Raw genomic sequence first — 21,598 nt, 5'->3', positions numbered from 1 at the left:
TTGCATATTGTAATGTTAACATCATGAGGGAGATGGTTCGATTGAAAAGAACAGGTCCTTTTTTCCATGACGTGTCACAGGAGAACCTTTATTTAAAATCAGAGCTGTCAAGGTGCCGTAAACTAATTTCCGAGCTTGAGGCAAGCTACTTCCATCAGAAAAATAACAAACTGCTCAAAGAAAATACCAATATGAAAGAAAAACTTCAGCAGCTGTCCGCTGAGCTAAAGCAAATGTCAATGAAAGAACAACACGCCTCCTATACGAGCCATACACTGCATCAAATGAGAGCCGAACTGCTCGATAAAATCGTCACCTTGCAGGAGCTTCTTTCCGCAGAAACCTACAAACGCAAAACCGAAATCGAAGAAAAACATAAGCTTCATATCGAAAAAATCAAAATTGAGGAAGAAAATAAAAATTTGCATAAACAAATTATTCATCTTAATACCTCTATCCAGCGGGAACAGAACGAATTGTTTCAAGCCAAGCAGCAAGCTGAAACGATAAAAGCCGAAAACGGACGCTTGAAAGAGCAAATGATAGAAAAAGAATACCAGCTAAAACATATCAAAATAGAAATAGATCATATGAAAGACCGAATCATAGAAACGAAAGAAAGGCTGCTTGAAATAGAAAAAACGAAAGAAAAACTATTTCAAGAAACTATTATTTCGTACAAACGGCAGCTTGATGAAAGTGATGCCTGGATTGCTTCTCATTTTGCCGATATTGATGGCGGTGCGAAACAGAAAGAAAAAACGGCAGAAGAAGCTCAAACCGTTTACGCACCGTCAAGTCATGTAGAGACCATCCTTGAAGATGTCACAAAACAAGTAAATGAGCTTCAAAAACAGCTGACCAGAGCCCAATCATCTGACCAGCTTATCAACCATAAAATTGAAGAGCTGAAGAGCCGTGCCGCCGAAGAAAAACCTTATCAAAAATGGGTGTATAAGCTTAATCTTGAAAAAGAAAACAAACCTTCACCGAAAAAAACCCAATAATAAAAAAACTGCTTGAGCTCCCAAGCAGTTTTTCTGTGTGCTTATTCTGTTGCTGATTCAGCTGATTCGATGTCACCCTCTAAAATGTACTGGCCGCGATACGGTTTTTTCACTTCCGGATACATTTTAATTAAACTTTGCATAAACGTTGTCATATTAGGGATTTCAAGACCGCTTTCCTTTTCAATCTCTTTTTGAAGTTCGGAGCTCTTAATTGCCGCGTTGTGGCGTTTTAATGTTTTAATAGCCGCTTCACGCAGTTTAGCTGCTTTAGATCCCGGTCTTGCCGTTCCTCTTCTTCTTCTAGTCGCTCCATCTGGTATACCGGCAGGAAGAGAGGAAATAGATTGAAGCTGAGGCTGGGCGGACTGCTGCTGTGATGGCGGCTGATAGCTTCTGATTTCCTGAGCTGCAAGCTCGGCGAGAACTGGCAGAGAGTCAGTTTTTCTTTCAGAACGGAACTCCTTTTTCGTTTCGGAAGTGCTTCCATTTCTGTCCAGCTCTCTTAATTTTGCGTATATTTTATCGCGTTCAATTTGATATTCACGAATGACTTTTACTTCAGCTTCATTTAATTGTTCTAATCGCAAGCGCAAAGCTTCTCTTTCATTAAACATTCCTCAATGTACCCCCTATCAGAATTAACATCTTTAATTAAGATATTAGATTACAAAAGTAATTTTATCAACTATTATTTTAGCATTTTACTATTATATTTACTCTATGAAAAATTCCTTATTTTCTGAAAATGTTTTATTTTTTAACAGACCTCTTTATTCACAAGGGTTCAAGAGCTTATGTCAGTCATTTGGAATAAAGTTGAAAATATATCTTTTAATTACTTCTTTAATGAAATTTAGTGTAATATCTACAATTTTCGCGTGCAGGGATATGAAAAATATCTAAATATGCAGAAAAACATAAGAAATTAGGTCTCGTTTTTAGAAGATAAATCATTAAAAAGCGTTTTTCTTATACCCAAATATGGAAAAATAAGCTTCTTACTCTTTTCCTTTTTTGCGCAAATAAAAAAACCTGATTAGGATCAGGTTTTTAATTTGCGCACAATTATTCAGCTTCTTGTTCTGTTTCAGCCAGAACGCGGTTCACACGTTTTTCAAGCATTTTCATGCCGCTGCCGCCGGCTTGAAAATGACGAAGCTGTCCGGTTTTATCAAACACATAGTACGCAGGCACATACTCGTTTTCAAATGCGTCGGTTAAGGCATGGTCGCTGTCAACAAAAATAGGCTGAGTAATGTCATGTTCAGCAGCTACTTCTTTGATTTTGTCGAGATCCAGGTCATCTTCGGAACGAGGCATATGAACAGCTACAACGTTCAGCTTGTCTTGATATTTGTCACGGAATTCATTCACCTGCGGCATTGCTTCTTTGCACAGGTGGCAGCTGATGGACCAGAAATGAATAAGTGTCGGTTTTTCTCCAATCAGTTGTTCTTTTGTTACTTCACCATTGAACCAAGCTTTTTCTCCTGTCAATTCAGGCATTGGCTGACGTAATTTCATCGCTTTTCCCTCCTAGTGAGCAGTAAGAGTCAAAAAGGCCTAACGAATTGTTAGACCTTTTTCTTTCGTTCTCAAAAAGAATTAAAGTGTTTTTTGACCTGGTTTCCAGTTAGCCGGGCATAGTCCGCCTGTTTGAAGTGCTTGAAGTACTCGAAGCGTTTCATCAACGTCACGGCCGATGTTGTTATGGAAAACCGTTTGATATTGTAGCTCGCCTTCAGGATTGATAATAAACAATCCGCGAAGTGCAACGCCTTCTTCTTCAATTAAAACGCCATATTCACGGGATACTTCATGGTTAGTATCAGCAGCAAGCGGATATTTCAGCTGACCAAGACCATTTTCTTTACGGTCTGTGTTGATCCACGCCAAGTGAGTATGGATTGTATCAGTTGAAACGCCGATCACTTCAGCATCAAGATCTTCGAATTCGTCATAACGGTCAGACATCGCTGTAATTTCTGTCGGACAGACAAAAGTAAAGTCCATTGGATAGAAGAAAAGAACCGTCCATTTATCGTTTTTCATGTTTTCTTCAAGACTTACTTTGCCAAATTCCTTATTTGCAAGGACTGCTTCCATTTCAAAACGAGGAGCTTGTTTACCTACCATACGTTCTGCCATATGTATCCCTCCAATTGATAGTTTGGCTTTAAAAGCCAGATGAACAAGAAAATAAAGGAAAATATTCCTTATTTCGTCAATAACCTCACAATGACTATTATATCGAACCGCATTTTCCCAGTCAATTTTTAACAAAGAATACATGTCTTTGCCTTCGACATTTTACGGTAAAAAGTTTAACATGTTCATGTATAGGGAAACAAACTTTAACATGCTGTAACACATTCAGAAAGGAAGCTCCAACATGGATTTTATTACACAGTATGATTGGACAGGTCTTGTCACCAGTGCGGGTGTTTTACTCATTAAGCTCGTCATTATGATTTGCCTCTATTTTATCGTTCGATCTGTAGGCATGAGAATTATTAAACATCTATTTGCAAAATTTGAAGCCCAAAACAGCCTGTCAATCGGACGCGCTCACACGCTCCGAAGCCTGACACTTAACGTATTTGCTTACATATTGATTTTTATTTTTTTCGTTATGGTTCTGGATTTGTTTCATTACGATCCGAGCGCTCTTTTAGCAGGTGCGGGAATCGTAGGTCTGGCGGTCGGTTTTGGCGCCCAAGGCCTTGTCAGCGACATCGTGACAGGTTTTTTTATTCTGCTTGAAAAACAATTGGATGTCGGAGATTATATAACCGTTGCGACCTTTGACGGAATTGTGGAGCAGGTCGGTTTAAGAACGACCCAAATCCGCAGCTTTGACGGCACACTGCATTACATTCCGAACCGGAACATCACAAATGTAAGCAACCATTCCCGCGGCACGATGCAGGCGCTGGTTGATATTAAAGTCCCGGCTGAAAGAAACCTCGATGAAACCATTCACATCTTACAACATGTATGTGACGAAACGGCAGCTGCTCTTCCGCAAATAAAAGAGGGTCCTAATGTCATTGGCATTCAAGAGCTGGGAACCTCTGAAATTGTGATCAGAGTCATTGCCAAAACAGAAAATATGGAACAGTGGCGGGTCGAACGAGTGCTGAGAAAAGAAATAAAAACCGCACTCGACCGCGCTTTTCCTAAAGAAACAGAATAACAAAAGAACCGAAGCTTTTGCTTCGGTTTTCACTTTACTGAATTCTGCTTTCAACTTCGCTGCAAATTTCTTCAGCAGTCATCCCGGAAGCTGTAATGACCGGTGCTTGTGTTACTGTATCGGCAATACCTTGCACATTGTTGTCTAGCCCTGTTACGACACAGCAGTCACAGCCTTTTGCATCTGCAGGACTTTTCATCATGACAACGTCATATCCTTTTTCTCTTAATGCAGCTTCTACATCTGATAACGACTGTTCAATTCCTATTTTTTTTGTCATAAAGAACACCTCCGTTAAATAGGGTGCTCATCATATGGCATTTTATTCTTTCCATTGTACTTAATTGGCATAAACAGAAAAATAACCTGTCATCACGTTAACCGCTGTTTCGATCGCATTTTCATCAGGATTCAGCTTCGCGTGATGGAGACCGTGCGCGGAATCAGCGCCGAGCCAGAACATGAAACCCGGGTATTTTTTCAGCATGTAGCCAAAATCCTCTCCTGTCATCGCTTCTTTTGCTTCGATTACTTGTGCCAATTTTTGCTCAGCAACAAAAGACATAAACTCCTCTGTGAGCCCGCTTGTATTGTAAACTTGGTGATACACAGACGGATACGTCACTTTTCCTTTACAGCGGAAGCCGATTTCGATTCCCTTTACTAAATCTTCGATCCGTTCCTTTACCTGCTTCATGGATTCTTCAGAAAGCGTGCGGATTGTGCCTTCCAGGCGAGCTGTTTGCGCAATAATATTTTGCGCGGAGCCGCCCGTAATCGTACCGATAGTAATCACAGCGCTGTCCAGCGGGTCTGTGTTTCTGGAGATGATCGTTTGCAATTGAGTAACGAGTGTGCTTGCCGCTACAACCATATCCTCAGCTAAGTGCGGATAAGCGGCATGCCCCCCTTTGCCTTCCAGGTCAATGACAAGCTCTGATGTATTCGCAAAAAGCAAACCGCTTTTTGTCGCAATGGTGCCGACCGGAAGCTCTGGAGCAATATGAAGCGCAGTGATGAGATCAGGCTGCCACTTTTTTAAGACGTCGCTCTCAAGCATCGGTTCCGCTCCGCCTGGCCCTTCCTCTGCCGGCTGAAATAAAAAGAGCAGATCATGCTTAACAGGGTGATGAACAAAGTGGTCGATGATGCCCAGCGCAATCGTCATATGCAAATCATGTCCGCAGGCGTGCATGTTGCCGTGATGCTCTGATGCGAATGGCAGCCCTGTCTGCTCTTCGATTGAAAGCGCGTCAATGTCCGCTCGGTATCCGAGCATTTTTTCCGGCGCTGTTCCGTTCACTTTCACAAAAAGTCCGGTTCTCCATTTTTCAATTTCAATTCTGTCTTTCGGATATTGCTCCAAGACGTTTAATAAATATTGCTGTGTTTTGAATTCCTGAAATCCAAGCTCGGGTATACGGTGCAGATCTCTGCGAATTGCAATGAGCTCCTCTTTCTTCATTTTCGTTTCCTCCTGCCTATACGAATAAGGCGTGGATATATCATCCACGCCTTTTTGATCAAATCATTCCTTACAGCTGGCGTAATTCCTGCTTGATTTCAGTTTTGCCTTTTGTTTTCTCATCGATATCTTTGATTTTCTTAGCAGGTGTTCCTGCAACAACTGTGTATGGCTCAACATCGTTCACTACGATCGCTCCCGCAGCGACAACAGCTCCTTTACCGACTGTTACACCTTCGAGTACGACAGCATTTGCACCGATTACAACGTCGTCTTCAATGACAACCGGTTTAGCGGATGGCGGCTCAATAACGCCTGCAAGCACAGAACCCGCACCGATGTGACAGTTTTTACCGACAGTAGCTCGTCCGCCAAGAACAACGTTCATATCGATCATTGTACCTTCTCCGATAACTGATCCGATATTGATAGAAGCCCCCATCATGATGACTGCGTTATCGCCGATTTCAACTTGGTCGCGGATGATCGCACCCGGCTCGATGCGCGCTTTGACATCTTTAAGATCAAGCATAGGAATCGCAGAGTTGCGGCGGTCATTTTCTACCACGTAATCTTCGATTTTGCTTTGGTTTTCTTCAATTGCTGTTTTGATTTCGCTCCATTCACCGAAAACAACACCAGTGTTTCCGTTTAGAAAAGCTTTCGCAGATTCACCGAAATTGATTCCTTCCAGCTCACCTTTTACATAAACCTTTACAGGTGTAGATTTTGTGCTATTTTGAATAAATGAAATAATTTCATTTGCGTCCATCATTTTCATATGTATAGTCCTCCTCCTGATTTTCTACCTCATTACTGTATCAAAGGAAAGATACAAAGACAAGAAAAAAAGGAAACACCCGCTCGGCAGTTCCCTTTGCATCTATCAGACAGCACAGCCGCTTTTTCTGGCAAATTGTCTGCCGAATTCCTTTAATACTTCTTCTTCTTCCCCTTCAGGATTCATTTCAACCTTTACGGAAGGAAGCACAATTTCGCCGCCTCGTTCTTTTATTTTCTCTTCAAGCGTATCTACAGCACCGCAGAAATATTCATATGCTGTATCACCGGAACCGAAAACGGCGCATGTTTTTCCGGTAAAGTCAAGGGCTTCCATTTCTTCGGCAAGGTCAAGAAATTCGTCAGGCAGATCACCGTCTCCCCATGTATAGGTTCCTAAGATGATATGTTCATAATCATTAAACAGCTCGGCATCATCAATGTCCATCGCTTCAAATCGATCTACTTCCGCTTCCGCCTCCTGAAGACCCTTTTCAATCAAATCAGCCATGGCTTCTGTGTTGCCTGACATCGTTGCGTAAACCAGCAAAATCTTCCCCAATTCCGTATTCCTCCTCTAATGAATCATTGCTGAAACTTCGTACGGCTGGACAAATTTACATTCATACAAGCCTGCACAAAAGAAATTTTCTTTTTGATTGGCGACTCTCCATCCATGACCTTTAATGGTATCGAACCATTTTAGCTCTCGGGCCTCAAGATCAGCCTGATAAATCCTCGAATAGCCATTTTCGTCTTGAGCCGTTGTGACATAAATAATGCCATCATCCTCTGAAATATCAAGAAACGATTCTTCTTTTTTGACCATGCTGGAATGTATCGTGACTTCTTCAGCCGTTAAAATATGTTGTGCAGTGACGGCTCCGCGCTTTCCTTTTGCAGAGCCCATTGCAGCAACCAGCCATTTTTCATCGAACACAAGCATGGATGCCGTCATACGGCTGTCTTCTTTTTTTACCATTCGGAGAGCGCCTCGCTTGAAATCGTAAGCCCAAATCCCTCCAAAACATTCGTGTATTTGTGTACCAATATAAAGATTCCCGCCATGCAGACACAGTGAACGGATAACAGGCGGATGTTCAAATTCCGCAAAGGGTTTGGCAACCCGCCACGAAATACCGAAGTCTTCTGATACATAAATGCAGTGCTTGCCATGGGCGCAAACAAATCCATCATTCCTGCCGGTAATCGACCACACTGTCGCATTTGTCGGGAAGCTCGACATCGTCCAGCTTTTCCCTTCGTCAGATGAACGAATGATCGTTCCCTTTTCACCGACACCGAATAAGTAAGGACCGATGTAACTGATGCAGTGTATTTTCGCTTTTAAACGAAAAAGCTTTTTCCAGCCTTGTTCCAAAGAATAATGAAAAATGCCTTCTCTTTTTACTGCCACAAAATAGCCAGAAAACGCCGATGCCGCAACAGCTGTCGCCCCTTTATGAAACATGGCTTTTTCCCTTGTTCATAAAGTCTGCCCATGCAAGAAAACCTCTTGCAAATTCTCTGCAGCTTTCCACATCATCATCCGTTTCAGGGGCAAGCTCAATTTTAAGTGTTTCTTGATAGACAGCAGCTCCCGCCTCTTGCAGCATGTCACTGAACAAATTGACAGCTTCGCAAAACTTTGGATAAGAGTAATCCCCCGAGCCGAAGCAAGCTGTTTTCAAACCGTTCAGCTGGAGCTGCTGAACCTCTTCGAAAAAGTCCTCTGCTTCGTAAGGCAAATCGCCATCTCCCCATGTGTAGGTGCCAATGAGCACATAATCATAAGAAGTCAGAGCTGATGCTTCCGCCTCATCCATATCGATGCAATCAATGTCTAAACCATATTCCTGCAGTGTATCTTTTATAATTCCGGCAATGTCTTCGGTATTTCCTGACATGCTGGCATATGTAATCAAGGCTTTTGCCATGTTATCACCTCTTAATTGATAATGATTTTCAATATCATATGTATCACTTTAAATGATAATGATTTTCATTGTCAATATATATTAATAAAAAAAGACAGCCTTGTGCTGTCTTTTCTCTTAAAATGGGTGCTCTTGATCAAGCATCTCCTTTACAACTGAAACAAAAGCTTGAACTTGCTTCAGTTCAAAAGCAGGTTCATAGCCTAATAACCAGGTATCCCGCCCGATAGGGTTTCCTTTAGCGTCTAACAGAGGCATTTTATTGACTTTGTCTTCGTTCTGAAGGGTAACAGACGGCAAAATCGCATATCCGATCCCGTGCAGCGCCATCTGTTTGCACGTTTCAATTTGATCAACCAATATAGTCTGTTTTGGCGACGTTTTAAATTTTTGATGCCACCAATGCTGAATCTCCTGAAAATAAGTGCTGTCGCTTTTAAATTGGATAAACGGCCGTTCTGTATGAGCAATATCTTCTATACAAGAGATTTCAGTGTCGACTAAATACAGATGGTCTGTCATTAAATAGTCTTTGCGGCCTTTCCACTCGGGGTTTCCTCTAATAATGCCAATATGAACCTGATCCTCATAAAGGCTTTTCAGCATTTCGCTGCTCCAGCCGGTAATGAGCGAGACCTTTGCATTCGGATACTTTTCCACATACGTTTTTAGAACTTTTGGAAGCCAATGCTGGCCGATGATGGAGGCGACGGCAAGCTTCAGTGTGCCGTGAATTTCCCCTTCGAGCTCATCGATATTTTCTCTAATTCTGTCCTGCTCTAACGTAACGTCATTCGCAAACTGAATGATTTTCTCTCCGGCCGGCGTTACTGTCAATCCTTTTTGGGATCTTAAAAATATCTTTGTCCCCCACGCCTTTTCAATGGTTTGTAAACGCTGAGATAAAGCCGGCTGGGATACAAAAAGCCGTTCCGCCGCCTTTCTCATATTTAACTCCTCAGCTAAAACTACGAGCATATGAAGCTCTTGAAGCTGCATGTCGTCCTCCTTTTTATTATCAATAAGTTTTTCTTATCTTCTATTCTAATAAAATCTTAGTTTATGATTCAAGTCCTTTTCACCCCAATTTATGTATGCGCTTTCTTTATTGCTCTGCAAATAGAATAAAAAATAGGCTGAGCAGCCTACTTGTTTAATGAGCGAATATGCTTATTCAATTCCTTCAAAACCACTCTTCTTGTGAAAATCCCCTCAAAGACCTGATCATCATTTTCAACGCAAACAAACCCGTTATCAATGACCATGCTGAATCCTTTGATAATCGGATCATTTATATGAAGACGCGGAATATCAGTCAGCATAACTTCCTCAACGGTAATTTGGTCAAGCTTTTCAAATTCAATTCTTTCAAGACCAAAAATGCTGTTCATGATCATATTGGTTCCTATTAAGCCGTGTAAACGATATGACGCATCCAGCACCGGGATGGCTGTGTACCCTGTTTTTGTCAGCACTAATAAAGCGTGCTCCAGGTTGTTCCCAACTTGAACGTGCGCTACTTTGTCCGCCTCAATCATAAATTGTCCGACTGTTGCCTCAAGAAGCTGATCTGATTGCAAGCTTATCATGTTTTCGACCCCTTTTCATTTTCATCAACACATACATTCCCTATACTACAATAATATAAACTTTATCAGTATTTGTCGAAAAGTTTCCTTCAATAAAAAAGATACTCTTTGGAGGAGTATCAATTATAAGGTGTGCCATTAATTTTCAAATCGAAATCGGTCGTATAGCGTTACAAGTTTTTTGTAGGTGGTTCCGTCAACGTTTTTGGTTCCTGTCTCTATATCGTTGATCTCACTGCTTAAAAGCTCGATAGCATACTCATGATTGATCAGGATATTCAGCAGAAGTTTTTGTTCTTCTTCTGTAAATCGTTCACCGATAAGACTCATTCGTAATCAGGCCCCCTGTTTTATACTGAATACCTCTGAAAGCAAGAAAACTTACTTTCAGCTCTACCGCTAGAATAAGTAATCAGAAAACAATCGTCAACCGCATAATTCGACATTTCCCTCGACTTGCGAGCCGGAATTATTTTGTAAAACGATTTGCATAGCTGAAGGCTGTGTATGAATCCGGTTTGATTTTAGCCTCAATCCCCATTGAAGTTATGCGCCCTGTCATTTCTTGAATCAGTTCTTTTGTAAGCCCTTTTTTCCCAATATCCAAGTGAACCTCAAATGTAAGATCCGCCCCTTCGCCTGTAAAAGGCAGGAGCAGATCAGTAATATCCATCAAGTGTCCATCCAGAATATAGGCGGCTGTTTCTTGACTGTACGCCGTTTCTAACGAAATCTTTTCACGAAGGCTATGTATGGGTCTGTCGACTGCGTGGTTTTTCAAGCAGCCCCAAGCTCCCTTGCCTGTACGATGCAAATGTAATGCAGTAATAAACTTTGTGTAATCACGATAAACCTGTGAATCGGTTCCGATCGATAACACATATGAAGAACGGTGATCCCTTCGAATAAAGGCTTTAAGCCGCTCCATCACATCTTGAAAGGTCATCTGTGCTTCTGAAAGATTATAAAACAGAAAAGAATCGGCCATGACGACACTCCTTTTCAAGGATTTACAACCATGAAACAAGTATGTTCCTTACCGTTTATTTCGATTACATGCTGCAAAGCGAAAGCTTGTTTCCCCTATATCAAGAGTCTTACTGCAGAAGTTCAAAGATTTCGATTGAAACCATGTCGATATTATCAAACGGATATGTGTTCGGCTTTTCACCTTTTTGGAAAACCGTCAGTTCAAACGTTTGATTTTTTTCGAAATATTTAACACTGCATATTTTCTCACCATTTACTTCGAAGTAGCGCTGCATTGGCTCGTTAGCCGCTTCCGCCGTTTCTTGCAGACTTTGCAGCCGTGTGATGATACCCATTAATTGTGACATTCTAAAAAAAGACTCCTTTCAAAAAACAACTTCAAATCAACAAGTATTTATTATAATACAAGTTCTATTGAGCATCATACCATAAAGTCGGACAGGATGGCATTTTCCCTGCTGAATTTAAGAAAAGAAAAAAAGTGAAAAAACTATTTTTACGTAGTTTGAGGCTTTTTTTGGAATGTCATACACACAATTATGATTTTTTTGATATTCCGGCAGAATCCAACAGCCTTTTTGCAATTTCGTCAAAATCCTCTTTTGAAATCCCGGGAGCAAATTCCTCCGGCACTTCTCTGAAATCAGGAACGGGCGCTCCCTTAGGGCTCCCCTCAATGACATGAAGCTCACTGCCGTCTATCGGATGCTCACCTTTCCAGATTTTATTGATATCCTTGTAATCCGTATCACTGAATGTATACAGCTTCGTATGAATTCCCTGCTCTTCGAATTTTCTGGCTGTATCAAAATGTTTATTATCAAGGTTCGGGATCGGAAGCATTTTGCCGATATTTACGCCAGTCGCAATCTCAAGCGCTTTGGCATACGCCACGATATGAACGCCGCCGCGCACGAGCAAATAACCGATCATTTCTCTGGCCACCGGATGATCAGTCATTTCATACACTCTCATTTTGTGAGTTCGGGCGCCGCATTCCAGGAAAAAGTTATGGAGCAAATCCAGCACCAGATTTCCACTGTTAAATACATTTTCACCGGTCCAGGCTTTCCCCATCGAATCAAACGGATAAGACGTTTGAGCCGTTTCAATAAAATGCTGGGAATTTCGTTTATTTTTTGCATCTCTCATCGGTGTAACGTCGGGATCACCTTTAAATGTCGAACCTGTCAGTATTAAAGATATCGTATTAGACACAAGCTCAACATGGCCGAATTCTTCAGCGGTAATGCTTGATACGAGATCGTAAAACGGTTTTAATTTTTTCTTGCTGCGAAAGTTAAAGGACTGGAACATATAATTATTAAGAGTGGACATTTCACCAAATTTGCCGCCTAACAGCTCTTGAACCGCCGCTGCCGCATTTGGGTCAGGATGTTCTGGGGTTGGAAGGTCAATAAGCAGTCTGTTGCTCCTTTTGAACATGTTTGTACCTCCTAGTGCCGTTGTTTACCACTAATAAGGTTTATTGTTTCTATGGATTGTCTTATGCGTTGACAAATAAAAAACTTGGCGGGGGTAGCGCCAAGCTTTTCGGATCTTGATCTGATAGAGGGGTTGGGGAACAGAGAGTAGCTTCTCTCTATAATTAAATGATAATGATTCTCAGTATCAATGTCAATCGTTTTTTGATATTTTTTTCAATTCATAAAAAAAACGGCTCTTCAGCCGTTTAAATCAATCCATCCTGCTCATATAAATAAGAATACGGCAGGTCTATAAATAGATATATTTGATCATCCATCGGATATGAAAACGTTCTGATCATTTCGCCTGTTTCCAAATCGCTGTACAAATCACTGAAAAACCCTTTTCTGAGGTTTCTCATTCTCATGATGTTCTCCAGAAAATAAGGACGCCAGCTCCAGTTCTTCTCCGTATACTCCGGCTGATAAATCCATTCTCCGTCTTGTTTAAAAACATTTCCAGTCAGCTGATCGCCTTCTCCATCACAGATATAAATTCTAAAGCTGCAATCCGTCAGCTCTTCCGCCAGCTTTTTAATAAAATCATCATCCGGGGACTGGCTGTTTTTCCGCAATGATGTAACAGCTTGGTGCACCCGTTTGTAAAACTGTTCAGAGTGCTCATAGACGGTTTCTAGTTTCTTTTTCTCATGAGTGATAAATTGGTGAAATTCAGTCTTAAGTCTTCGCTTCAATACATCTCTCTCTAAAAACGTTTCTGACGGGGACACCAAATAATAGCCCTGAAAATAGCGGCCGCCGTTTCTCCATGCGTATTGAAGCTGAAAATTCGCCTCAATATCTTCGTAAAGCAGCGCCGCACCGATTTTTCTTGCTAATAATGAAATGCTGTACAGCACATGCTCATAAGACGGAGATGGCTGTGAGATTTTCAGCGCCTGTAAATCGATTTTTAACAAATCTGGCGATAGCAGCGCAATTCTGTCCAGATTGCTGCTTTCTTTTCCGATATTATCAACTGCAATTTTGATTCCGTATGTACGATAGTAGGCAAGCATATGGTAAAGCTGCTCAATGTCCCCTTCAAAATTGTGCTCCGTAATTTCAAGCACGAAACGATGAAGTTCGATCCCTCTCGCTTCATATTCTTTCAGAAGCTCAAGAAAGCTTTCGCCGTGATCTAGCATTAAAAGATTGGCATCCTGATTCATAAAAATCAGCAGATCAGAATCCGCTTCTAAAAAGCGGTCAAGAGCCTGGCGGATAATTCTGTTATCAACCTCTAACTTATATTCTTCGGGTATCCCCGCATCTAAAAAAAAGGGTCCGAGACTTTGAATTTCTGAATCTGCCAATATACGTCCCAGCACCTCATATCCGACGATTTTCTGCTCCTCGGCACTGAAAATCGCCTGGTAATATGGGAGGACATCATCAATGTTCGTTAAAATATCAAGTGGATCCAACATGTTATCACCTGCTTCTCTATCTTTGTCTGATTATACGCACAATTATAACTACACCACAAATTTCAAAAAAATCATAGTATGGAAAAGAGGGTCGTATGGAGTATGTTAAAAGAAGAGGAAAATTTTTTTGAGATTATCAATCTACAGACTGGTTAATTAAGAATTTTATTCATTTGTTTCACAATAACCAAGACAAATACAAAAATAACAGCATTATAACTAGCAGCTGTCCAAAAGTAAAGATTCCAGTCAGTGCCTTTATACATCCAATCATCATCATGTTTCATATTATAGAAAGTTCCTTTTTTATCGTAAGTGCCAAATGTAAGAGTTGTTAAACCGGCGACACTCTTTGAAACGTCAACTCCATACATTGAACCGACATTGTCAGTATAGTTTATTTTCATATGCGTGTAATCAGATAAAACTTTTTCTACCCGCTTGGTTGGCAGAGACACATATAATACAGCTGACGTATCTCCTCCGGGCCCAGCCAAATACTCTCTAGCTTTAATAAATTTTGTTTCATCAGGAAAATCTATGTGGTATAGTTTTTCAAATCTTATTATTTCATTAGAAGTAAGATTTGTATTTTGATAATACTCTGGGGAAAAAGCACAAATAATAAAGTACCAAATATTAAAGATGATAACTAAACTGCTTAAAAATAATACAACTAACTTTTTTAACAATTTCTTCAATGAATCACTCCTTAATCTTTAAAAATTATATCATAAATTTGAATAGAAAATAAAACAAGCGAACGACCAGTTTTAACGTTCGCTTGTTTTGCAGTTTATTCAGATATCATTTTTTTCTCAATAACATCTCTAAATGCTTGTGCTGTTATTTTTCCAATCTCTTCACTATAATCCTCAACATCAAAAGCACGTTTAAAGGCTAACCTAATTGGAACAACAACTGGGTCAAGGTTTGTATTTAAATAATACTCTGCTTCAGAGAAAATTTTGTCTAATGAACCATCAAATCTATTATTTACAAATTGAGTGAACCTATTCATAAACTCATTATTATTATAGTAATCTCTGATTACAATATTCAGAGGTTGAGCATTAGCACCAACTGATGTCTTATTCGCCAGATTAATTGCATCTACATCACTAAATAAATCATCTAAGCTAAATTGATACATATTACCTATTATCTTTGTAGCCGCATCATAAGGCGAATTAAATTCTTGAGCATGTAATTTCATGTCCTGTATTGTTGTTAATAGATCTCCAGTCCAACCAGCAAAATCTCGTAAAGTTTGAGAGTAACCACCACTATAAATAATGGCATTATAAGTTGCCATAAGATGCTGTGTTCCTATGACAGTTTTCGATTTAGGATCAACAATTCCATTTACTAAATCTTCCCCTAGCGCTTTATCAGCCCATTCACGATAAATAGGATCAATCTGGCCTGCAGTAGGCACCCACTTCCACCCTTTATAGTTATCCTTTCTTAAATACTGGGCAACCAACTCATTAGCTAATTGTGTTTTTTCTACTCCGTTATTTAAATCGCTTTGCATTTGGGCATATTTTTCAGCTGTTTCGTATAAAACATCAATTTGGTCAAAAAACTTTTTATTCTCTGAAGAGACTTCATTTATGGTATTAACTCCATTATCCAAACCTGAACAAATATCATTATCAATTTGTATCATTCCAGAACCACTTCCAACAGTAATTGTTGAAATTTGGTCAAACGCCCAATTGTAAGGCAGGGAGTATCCTAAGTTTCCACTAAAACCGGTAGACATACCACTTACAAAACTTGCAAATGCTAAACCTTTTTTAGAAACTGAAGTACATACATTTCTAGGTGCATAAATGCCAATTTTGTAAGTCGAACCTAAAAAACCATTCATTATTTCATTAATACCTTCGAAGTGTGGAATAATATTGTTGTTTAAATCGTTACCATAAGCATCATAATCTACTGCAAAATATATTACAGTGTTATTTTTAAACCCATATTCTTTTGCTGCCTTATAAGCTGCAAGCGCATCTTTTTTTCCTTGTTCTTTATTAAAATAAGTTGCTTCTCCCCCATAGGTTTGATAAATCGGAAAAACATTTAAACCTGATTTTAAGATTGTTTCTAATTCACCTGGTTGTATTTTTTTATTTAGTGTACTCCCCGGCGCATTTGTTAGATATCGCCCTACAATCTTATAACCTGCCCTCTTAAGGGACTCCGCCCTGTCCGATGTAATTTGAGTAATTGAGTCACAAGCAACTCCTTTTCGATTAGGGTCTCCAGTACTTACTAGAAGTGAAGCCCATGTTTGAAAGTCGGCAGTACCACTCTGTTGTAATTTTGCAAAAGACTGAAAAGCCTTTACTTTTGATCTTACAGATTCAGAGTATACTCCATCAAAAGGAACATTGTAGCCATTAAAGATTAGAGCAGCTTGAAATAAATGAATAAAACTGTTTTTTTCATCTGTTTCTCCAATTCTTAATACAGGAATCAATCTTTGAGTAGTTGGTCCAAAATTCCCATTAGCTATACTATCACTTAACCCTTCCTCGTACTGTATTGCATAAACAAGAGACTTTTGAGTATCCCTTGAATACAGGCCATCACAGGGCATAAAATAGAAATTCTCTCTATTGTTATATTTATTATTTAGCCATTGCTGTATTGAACGAACTTTCTCTGACGCCCCATTTAAAAGGATATAAGAGTCCATGTTTAATAAAGCTTTAAACACTTTAGGCGTTACTACACCGTCTGTTTTAGAAAGCCCCATATGCAATTGCATTTCTGCTATCGCGCCTTTCGTTCCCTGTCCAAATGTACCCGTTAATCCACCTGGACCATAACCTTTACAATATAGGGCACCTTGAACAATTTTCACAATATTTTTTTTTGAATTAGATGACATAGAAATTGGGCCTAACTCTCCAAGCTTTCTCAAAGTTGTAGGACCAAAGCTGTCGGAAGTCTGTATAATTCCCAATTCTAGTTGTAAGGCTCTAGTTAATGCATACATTGTTTCCCAGCCAGTTTTCCCATTTTCCTCAATGGGATTATAGCCACTTTTCCCCTTGTACGTTTCATTGAGCCATTCCTGAGTTAATAATACCATTTCGTCCATTATTTAACCTTCCTCCCATAATAATATAAACCTAATTAATTCATTCCTATAATTCCTCTTTTTAGTTAAAGAGGTAATTATATGAATGTTTTAATCTAAGTTCTTCATACTTCGCCTCCCCTTTTGAAATATAACTTTCATATATTAGGTGGCTTACGTATGACACCAATTCCTCTTAAACAATTAGAGCTTTATGTGTTATCTTAATAGGTTTAATTGGATAGGAAGAAGGTTAATTTTGGAGGTTAAACTTTTAAACATAAAAATTTCACTTAATAATTTCAATATTTACTGATAAATATTATTGTGAAATTAAAACGGATAAGGATTCAGCCATTGCCCCCCATCCAGAGTGACACATTCCCCATTCATATAGGAAGCTTCACCAGAAAGCATAAACGCGGCCAAAGCGGCGATTTCCTCGGGTGTGCCGAGCCGGCCGAGCGGCACACTGTTCAGCGTGCGGGACTTCGCTTTTTCCGATTCAAAAAGCTTCTCTGCACCGCCTGTTCGTTCAATTGGACCGGGTGCAATCGCGTTTGTGCGGATCCCGTATTGACTGCCCCACTCTACGGCAAGAGTTCTAGTGAGCGACAATACGCCAGCTTTTGCCGCAGCGGAATGAACAACCCCCGCTCCCGCTCCCCACGCATATGTGGCGGCCATATTTAGAATAACACCCCTCTGCTGATGCTCAATCCAGTGCCTGGCTGCGGCTTGGCTGCAAAAAAACGTACCATTTAATACAATCTCAATTACCGCTTTCCATCCATTGGGCGTGAGCTTTTCTGCCGGGCAAATAAAATTGCCGGCCGCATTATTAATAAGTGCATCAAGACGCCCAAACACATGTAACGCTTCTGCAGCCATTTTTGCTGCCCCAGAATCAGAACGGACATCCATTTGAAAACAGGCAACTTGGCCCTCAAAGGTTTCAATTTCTTTTTTTGTTTCTTCAAGTGCTTCATGGTTCCGCCCTGTTATCATGACATTCCAGCCTAATTCGGCCTGTTTTTTTGCCATTGCTTTTCCCATGCCGCTTGACCCGCCGGTAATAATAACAACCTTTTTTTCCATTGTATGATCCCTCCTGTTATGAATGAGTATTCATTCAATATTATTCTATCATTATATGCAAGCTTATGTCAGCACATGCTGAGATGAGATTTTTTCAAGATACAGGTGATATAATAGAAAAACTCTACTAAAGGTTGGTTTGAAATGAAAAAGATGTCCAGAAGACAATTTTTAAAAGGAACACTCGGCGTTTTTGCGGCCGGGGTTTTAACGGCCAGCGGGGGATATGGCTATGCCCGCTATCTGGAACCGCATATGATTGAGACTACTGAGCACACGATTAAAAGCTCTCTCATTCCCCATGGATTTGACGGTTTTAAAATCGTGCAGTTCAGTGATACACATTTAAGCGATTATTTTACGCTTGAAGACTTTAGAACTGTCATCCTGACGATCAATGAAACTAAGCCTGATTTAATTGTTTTTACCGGGGATATTATCGATAACCCTGATACGTATCAACATTATCAGGCAGTGATTCCTTTTTTGAGAAAGCTGCAAGCACCCTTCGGCAAGTTTTGTGTTTACGGCAATCATGATCACGGCGGCTATGGAACCGATGCTTATAAAAGCCTGATGTCATCAGGAGGTTTTACGGTATTTCGCAACGCCTATCAAAAATTGGCGCTCACAGACGGCAGCGAAATTGAGATCACTGCGCTCGATGATTTAATGCTCGGCAAGCCCGATTATGAAGGCACCCTATCGAAACTAAGCGAGAGGCTGTTTTCCATTCTGCTCGTCCATGAGCCTGATGCTGCCTTGAATACAAAAACATATCCTGTCAATCTGCAGCTATCCGGACACACACACGGCGGGCAGATCCAGCTGCCCTTCTACGGACCGCTTATTACGCCTCCGTACGGAAAAGTCTATACCGAAGGAATGTACCAAACAGGCGACACTCATATTTATGTGAACCGCGGCCTCGGGATGACGAGACTGCCTTTGCGATTTCTGGCTAAACCTGAAATCACAGTCTTTACATTAAAAAGCACAACTTAATGTAGCAGAATGGGTTCCTCATCAATACTTATAAATAAAAAAGGGAGGATGAGGAAACTGCTTACGTACCAGATTAAACAAGGCGATACACTCACCAGCATCGCGGCCGATTTCAGAATCAGCACTGCTGCTTTGATTCAAGCCAACCCATCGCTGCAATCAGGAGTTATCGCCGGACAGCGCATTGTCATCCCCGGTCTGCCAGACCCAAATACGATCCCATATCATATTGCAGTCTCTATTGGGGCTAAAACCCTTACTTTGTACCAAAATAATCAGGTAATAAAAACTTATCCGATCGCCGTCGGTAAAATACTGACACAAACACCAACTGGCGAGTTCTACATTATTAACCGCCAACGCAATCCCGGCGGCCCATTTGGCGCTTATTGGCTGAGCCTTTCAAGGCAGCACTATGGAATACACGGAACGAATAATCCCGCTTCGATTGGCAAGGCTGTGTCTAAAGGCTGTATCCGCATGCATAACAAAGATGTTCTAGAACTCGCTTCAATTGTGCCAAACGGAACAAGAGTCATGATTAACCGGTAATGTTTTCTTATTTGTTTCAAAAACAGGCGGTTTATAATATGATAAAGTGGGACCTTTAGGGTAAGGAGCGTTTTTATGGATATATTTAAAAATCGTAATTTTGTTCGTCTATTTTTCGCAGCACTCGCTTCTCAAATGGGCACGACAGTAGGCAACATGGCATTTGCTTTTTTCTTGCTGGACCGCTTCAGCAGCCAGCCTTCTTATACAACCTTGGCTGAACTGATGTATTCCCTTCCTACAGTATTTGTGTTTTTGCTTGTGGGAGTCGTTGCGGACCGGTTTGACAGAAAAAAAGTCGCGGAAAACTGTGATTGGATCAGAGCCGCCCTGACTGTCGTACTTTTTTTCACTTTATTTACCGGCAATATTCCTCTTGTTTTCTGTATTTTGTTTGTCAGAAGCGCTGTAACCAAGTTTTTCTTTCCTGCAGAAAACAGTTTAGTACAAGCCATCCTGCCGAAGGAGCATTATGCGAAAGCGGCCGGGCTTAATCAGATGCTTTTTAGTATCTTTATGGTATTTGGCGTTGGAATCGGTGCTTTTATGTATAACACAATCGGAATTCATGGAGCGATTATTCTTGATTTTGTCAGCTTTATTATTTCCGGCCTGCTTATCCGCACCTGCCGGATTCCGAAAGAAGCCAGACAGCCGAACGGCACATTTAACTGGAGACAAGCTTCCGTCAAGGATTCGATAAACGATTTTAAGGAAGGCATTGTCTACATTTTAAAAAACAAGCTGCTGGCCTCTCTTATTTTCGGTTTCTTTGTTTTTGGTTTTGTGAACGGAGGATTTGCTGTATTGCCAATGTTTACAATGAAGTATGGACTGGCCCCCGACCGTTATGAATGGCATACATCAGTATTTACGATCGCAATCGGGTTTGGTCTTTTGGCAGGAAGTGTGATCGGCACGTTAATCTCTAAAAAAGTGAAGCCTCACTTTTTAATGTCGGTGCCGATTTTAATTGCGGGCTTGCTGATTTTTGTCCTTGGCTACACCAAAGTTTTATGGGTGTACTATGCAACTACTTTTGTACTGGGGATGTGCATCGGTCCGGTAAACATCGCCATTGGGGGATGGATGCCTAAGATTGTCCATCCGAAGCTGATGGGACGTGTAAGCGGCTGGCAAGATCCTTTTATGATGTTTGCGCAGTCTTTGACACTTGGCTTAGTGGCGCTGTTATTCCCTAAGTTTGTATCAAACATCGATTATCTGTATTACGGCATGGGCGTTTTCATCTTAGCTGTTTTCATTTTCTATTTTGTCGCACTGCCAAAATACAGTGCGCAGGCTGTGGAAGTGAATGTACAGGAAACATTTCAGGCTCAGCCGAAAAAGAAAGCAAAATCTGTATAATATAAGTTGAAAATGCGCTTTTTTTCCATAGAAAAAGCGCATTTTTGCATTCAATATTTGCATTTCAACCTTAAAAAAGTATAATCTAATCATAAGAAATTTGATAAGAGCAAAGGAGAGAAATAATGGACGACCATGCATACTCGAAAGATCTGCAGCCAACCGTAGAAAATCTTTCAAAAGCAGTTTACACCGTGAACCGCCATGCAAAAACCGCCCCCAACCCTAAATACCTATATCTGCTGAAAAAACGGGCTTTGCAAAAGCTTGTCAAAGAAGGTAAAGGAAAGAAAATAGGGCTTCATTTTTCAAAAAATCCAAGGTTCAGCCAACAGCAATCGGACGTGCTTATCTCAATCGGAGACTACTATTTTCACATGCCTCCAACTAAAGAAGACTTCGAACATCTTCCGCATTTAGGTACACTTAATCAGTCGTACCGAAATCCAAAAGCTCAAATGTCTTTAACAAAAGCAAAACACCTATTGCAAAAATACGTCGGCATGAAAGAAAAGCCGCTTGTGACGAATCGCCAGCAGCCCGCTTATCATAAGCCTGTCTTTAAGAAACTCGGCGAGAGTTATTTTTAATAAAAAAAGC

Annotated in this window: 25 protein-coding genes; 6 read left to right on the top strand and 19 right to left on the bottom strand. The window is 40.5% G+C overall.

Annotated features, from left to right (window positions below; genetic code table 11):
* Positions 1-41: 41 nt before the first annotated feature.
* Positions 42-1,007 carry a coiled-coil domain-containing protein gene (locus tag CJU60_RS19530; protein ID WP_024121231.1) on the top strand — a complete coding sequence of 322 codons (966 nt, stop codon included), beginning with the start codon at positions 42-44 and terminating at the stop codon, positions 1,005-1,007.
* Between the two features lie 41 nt (positions 1,008-1,048).
* Here CJU60_RS19530 and rok read toward each other — a convergent pair whose 3' ends face one another.
* The 3 genes from rok to ahpA all read right to left on the bottom strand — a co-directional run bounded on the left by rok (position 1,049) and on the right by ahpA (position 3,158).
* Positions 1,049-1,624 (bottom strand): transcriptional regulator Rok, encoded by a 576-nt coding sequence (gene rok / locus CJU60_RS19525; protein ID WP_024121230.1) that lies wholly within the window; start codon positions 1,622-1,624, stop codon positions 1,049-1,051.
* Between the two features lie 451 nt (positions 1,625-2,075).
* Positions 2,076-2,534, bottom strand: coding sequence for a thiol-disulfide oxidoreductase YkuV (ykuV, locus tag CJU60_RS19520; RefSeq protein ID WP_024121229.1), 459 nt, complete (start codon positions 2,532-2,534; stop codon positions 2,076-2,078).
* A gap of 81 nt (positions 2,535-2,615) precedes the next feature.
* Complete coding sequence (gene ahpA, locus CJU60_RS19515) at positions 2,616-3,158, bottom strand: biofilm-specific peroxidase AhpA (protein ID WP_010334066.1); 543 nt, start codon at positions 3,156-3,158, stop codon at positions 2,616-2,618.
* A gap of 244 nt (positions 3,159-3,402) precedes the next feature.
* Between ahpA and CJU60_RS19510 the strand changes: the two genes are divergently transcribed.
* The gene (locus CJU60_RS19510; RefSeq protein WP_024121228.1) at positions 3,403-4,206 is read left to right on the top strand and encodes a mechanosensitive ion channel family protein; all 804 of its coding nucleotides are present in this window, start codon (positions 3,403-3,405) and stop codon (positions 4,204-4,206) included.
* 34 nt (positions 4,207-4,240) lie between these two features.
* Here CJU60_RS19510 and CJU60_RS19505 read toward each other — a convergent pair whose 3' ends face one another.
* The 16 genes from CJU60_RS19505 to fadH form a co-directional block, all read right to left on the bottom strand.
* The gene (locus CJU60_RS19505; protein ID WP_010334064.1) at positions 4,241-4,486 is read right to left on the bottom strand and encodes a YkuS family protein; all 246 of its coding nucleotides are present in this window, start codon (positions 4,484-4,486) and stop codon (positions 4,241-4,243) included.
* A 60-nt stretch (positions 4,487-4,546) separates the two neighbouring features.
* On the bottom strand, positions 4,547-5,671 hold the full coding sequence (locus tag CJU60_RS19500; RefSeq protein ID WP_095714702.1) for an N-acetyldiaminopimelate deacetylase: 1,125 nt from the start codon (positions 5,669-5,671) through the stop codon (positions 4,547-4,549).
* A 70-nt stretch (positions 5,672-5,741) separates the two neighbouring features.
* Positions 5,742-6,452 carry a 2,3,4,5-tetrahydropyridine-2,6-dicarboxylate N-acetyltransferase gene (gene dapD / locus CJU60_RS19495; protein WP_024121226.1) on the bottom strand — a complete coding sequence of 237 codons (711 nt, stop codon included), beginning with the start codon at positions 6,450-6,452 and terminating at the stop codon, positions 5,742-5,744.
* A gap of 105 nt (positions 6,453-6,557) precedes the next feature.
* Positions 6,558-7,013, bottom strand: a complete 456-nt coding sequence (locus tag CJU60_RS19490; protein WP_024121225.1) for a flavodoxin — start codon at positions 7,011-7,013, stop codon at positions 6,558-6,560.
* Between the two features lie 15 nt (positions 7,014-7,028).
* On the bottom strand, positions 7,029-7,922 hold the full coding sequence (locus tag CJU60_RS19485; RefSeq protein WP_095714701.1) for a WD40/YVTN/BNR-like repeat-containing protein: 894 nt from the start codon (positions 7,920-7,922) through the stop codon (positions 7,029-7,031).
* Positions 7,912-8,388: a flavodoxin gene (locus tag CJU60_RS19480; RefSeq protein WP_095714700.1), complete on the bottom strand. Its 477-nt coding sequence runs from the start codon at positions 8,386-8,388 to the stop codon at positions 7,912-7,914. The genes CJU60_RS19485 and CJU60_RS19480 overlap by 11 nt, the downstream gene beginning before the upstream one ends.
* 117 nt (positions 8,389-8,505) lie before the next feature.
* Entirely contained in the window at positions 8,506-9,387 is an 882-nt protein-coding gene (ccpC, locus tag CJU60_RS19475) for a transcriptional regulator CcpC (RefSeq protein WP_095714699.1), read from the bottom strand.
* Between the two features lie 146 nt (positions 9,388-9,533).
* A complete protein-coding gene (gene cbpB, locus CJU60_RS19470; RefSeq protein WP_024121221.1) occupies positions 9,534-9,977 on the bottom strand; it encodes a cyclic-di-AMP-binding protein CbpB in 444 nt (147 codons plus the stop codon).
* Positions 9,978-10,115: 138 nt separating this feature from the next.
* Complete coding sequence (abbA, locus tag CJU60_RS19465) at positions 10,116-10,307, bottom strand: AbrB antirepressor AbbA (RefSeq protein WP_003218673.1); 192 nt, start codon at positions 10,305-10,307, stop codon at positions 10,116-10,118.
* Positions 10,308-10,446: 139 nt separating this feature from the next.
* Positions 10,447-10,965: a ribonuclease H-like YkuK family protein gene (locus CJU60_RS19460; RefSeq protein ID WP_095714698.1), complete on the bottom strand. Its 519-nt coding sequence runs from the start codon at positions 10,963-10,965 to the stop codon at positions 10,447-10,449.
* A gap of 109 nt (positions 10,966-11,074) precedes the next feature.
* The gene (locus CJU60_RS19455) at positions 11,075-11,314 is read right to left on the bottom strand and encodes a YkuJ family protein (RefSeq protein WP_003218671.1); all 240 of its coding nucleotides are present in this window, start codon (positions 11,312-11,314) and stop codon (positions 11,075-11,077) included.
* Positions 11,315-11,504: 190 nt separating this feature from the next.
* Entirely contained in the window at positions 11,505-12,413 is a 909-nt protein-coding gene (locus CJU60_RS19450; protein WP_095714697.1) for a manganese catalase family protein, read from the bottom strand.
* A gap of 247 nt (positions 12,414-12,660) precedes the next feature.
* A complete protein-coding gene (locus tag CJU60_RS19445; RefSeq protein WP_024121218.1) occupies positions 12,661-13,884 on the bottom strand; it encodes an EAL domain-containing protein in 1,224 nt (407 codons plus the stop codon).
* A gap of 152 nt (positions 13,885-14,036) precedes the next feature.
* Positions 14,037-14,585 carry a hypothetical protein gene (locus CJU60_RS19440; protein ID WP_024121217.1) on the bottom strand — a complete coding sequence of 183 codons (549 nt, stop codon included), beginning with the start codon at positions 14,583-14,585 and terminating at the stop codon, positions 14,037-14,039.
* 95 nt (positions 14,586-14,680) lie between these two features.
* A complete protein-coding gene (locus tag CJU60_RS19435) occupies positions 14,681-16,996 on the bottom strand; it encodes a glycoside hydrolase domain-containing protein (protein ID WP_095714696.1) in 2,316 nt (771 codons plus the stop codon).
* A 312-nt stretch (positions 16,997-17,308) separates the two neighbouring features.
* Complete coding sequence (fadH, locus tag CJU60_RS19430) at positions 17,309-18,073, bottom strand: 2,4-dienoyl-CoA reductase (protein WP_095714695.1); 765 nt, start codon at positions 18,071-18,073, stop codon at positions 17,309-17,311.
* Positions 18,074-18,217: 144 nt separating this feature from the next.
* On the opposite strand from fadH, the gene CJU60_RS19425 reads away from it, so the two are divergent.
* The 4 genes from CJU60_RS19425 to CJU60_RS19410 all read left to right on the top strand — a co-directional run bounded on the left by CJU60_RS19425 (position 18,218) and on the right by CJU60_RS19410 (position 21,588).
* Entirely contained in the window at positions 18,218-19,078 is an 861-nt protein-coding gene (locus CJU60_RS19425) for a metallophosphoesterase (RefSeq protein ID WP_095714694.1), read from the top strand.
* Positions 19,079-19,135: 57 nt separating this feature from the next.
* Complete coding sequence (locus CJU60_RS19420; RefSeq protein WP_081638296.1) at positions 19,136-19,630, top strand: L,D-transpeptidase family protein; 495 nt, start codon at positions 19,136-19,138, stop codon at positions 19,628-19,630.
* 75 nt (positions 19,631-19,705) lie between these two features.
* Positions 19,706-20,998, top strand: a complete 1,293-nt coding sequence (locus CJU60_RS19415) for an MFS transporter (RefSeq protein WP_044156081.1) — start codon at positions 19,706-19,708, stop codon at positions 20,996-20,998.
* A 125-nt stretch (positions 20,999-21,123) separates the two neighbouring features.
* A complete protein-coding gene (locus tag CJU60_RS19410) occupies positions 21,124-21,588 on the top strand; it encodes a YkyB family protein (protein WP_024121211.1) in 465 nt (154 codons plus the stop codon).
* Positions 21,589-21,598 lie beyond the last annotated feature (10 nt).

The organism is Bacillus sp. 7705b, from assembly GCF_002289525.1.
In the GTDB taxonomy this organism is placed as follows: Bacteria; Bacillota; Bacilli; order Bacillales; family Bacillaceae; genus Bacillus; species Bacillus halotolerans.
This window is presented reverse-complemented; position numbering and strand designations above follow the sequence as displayed.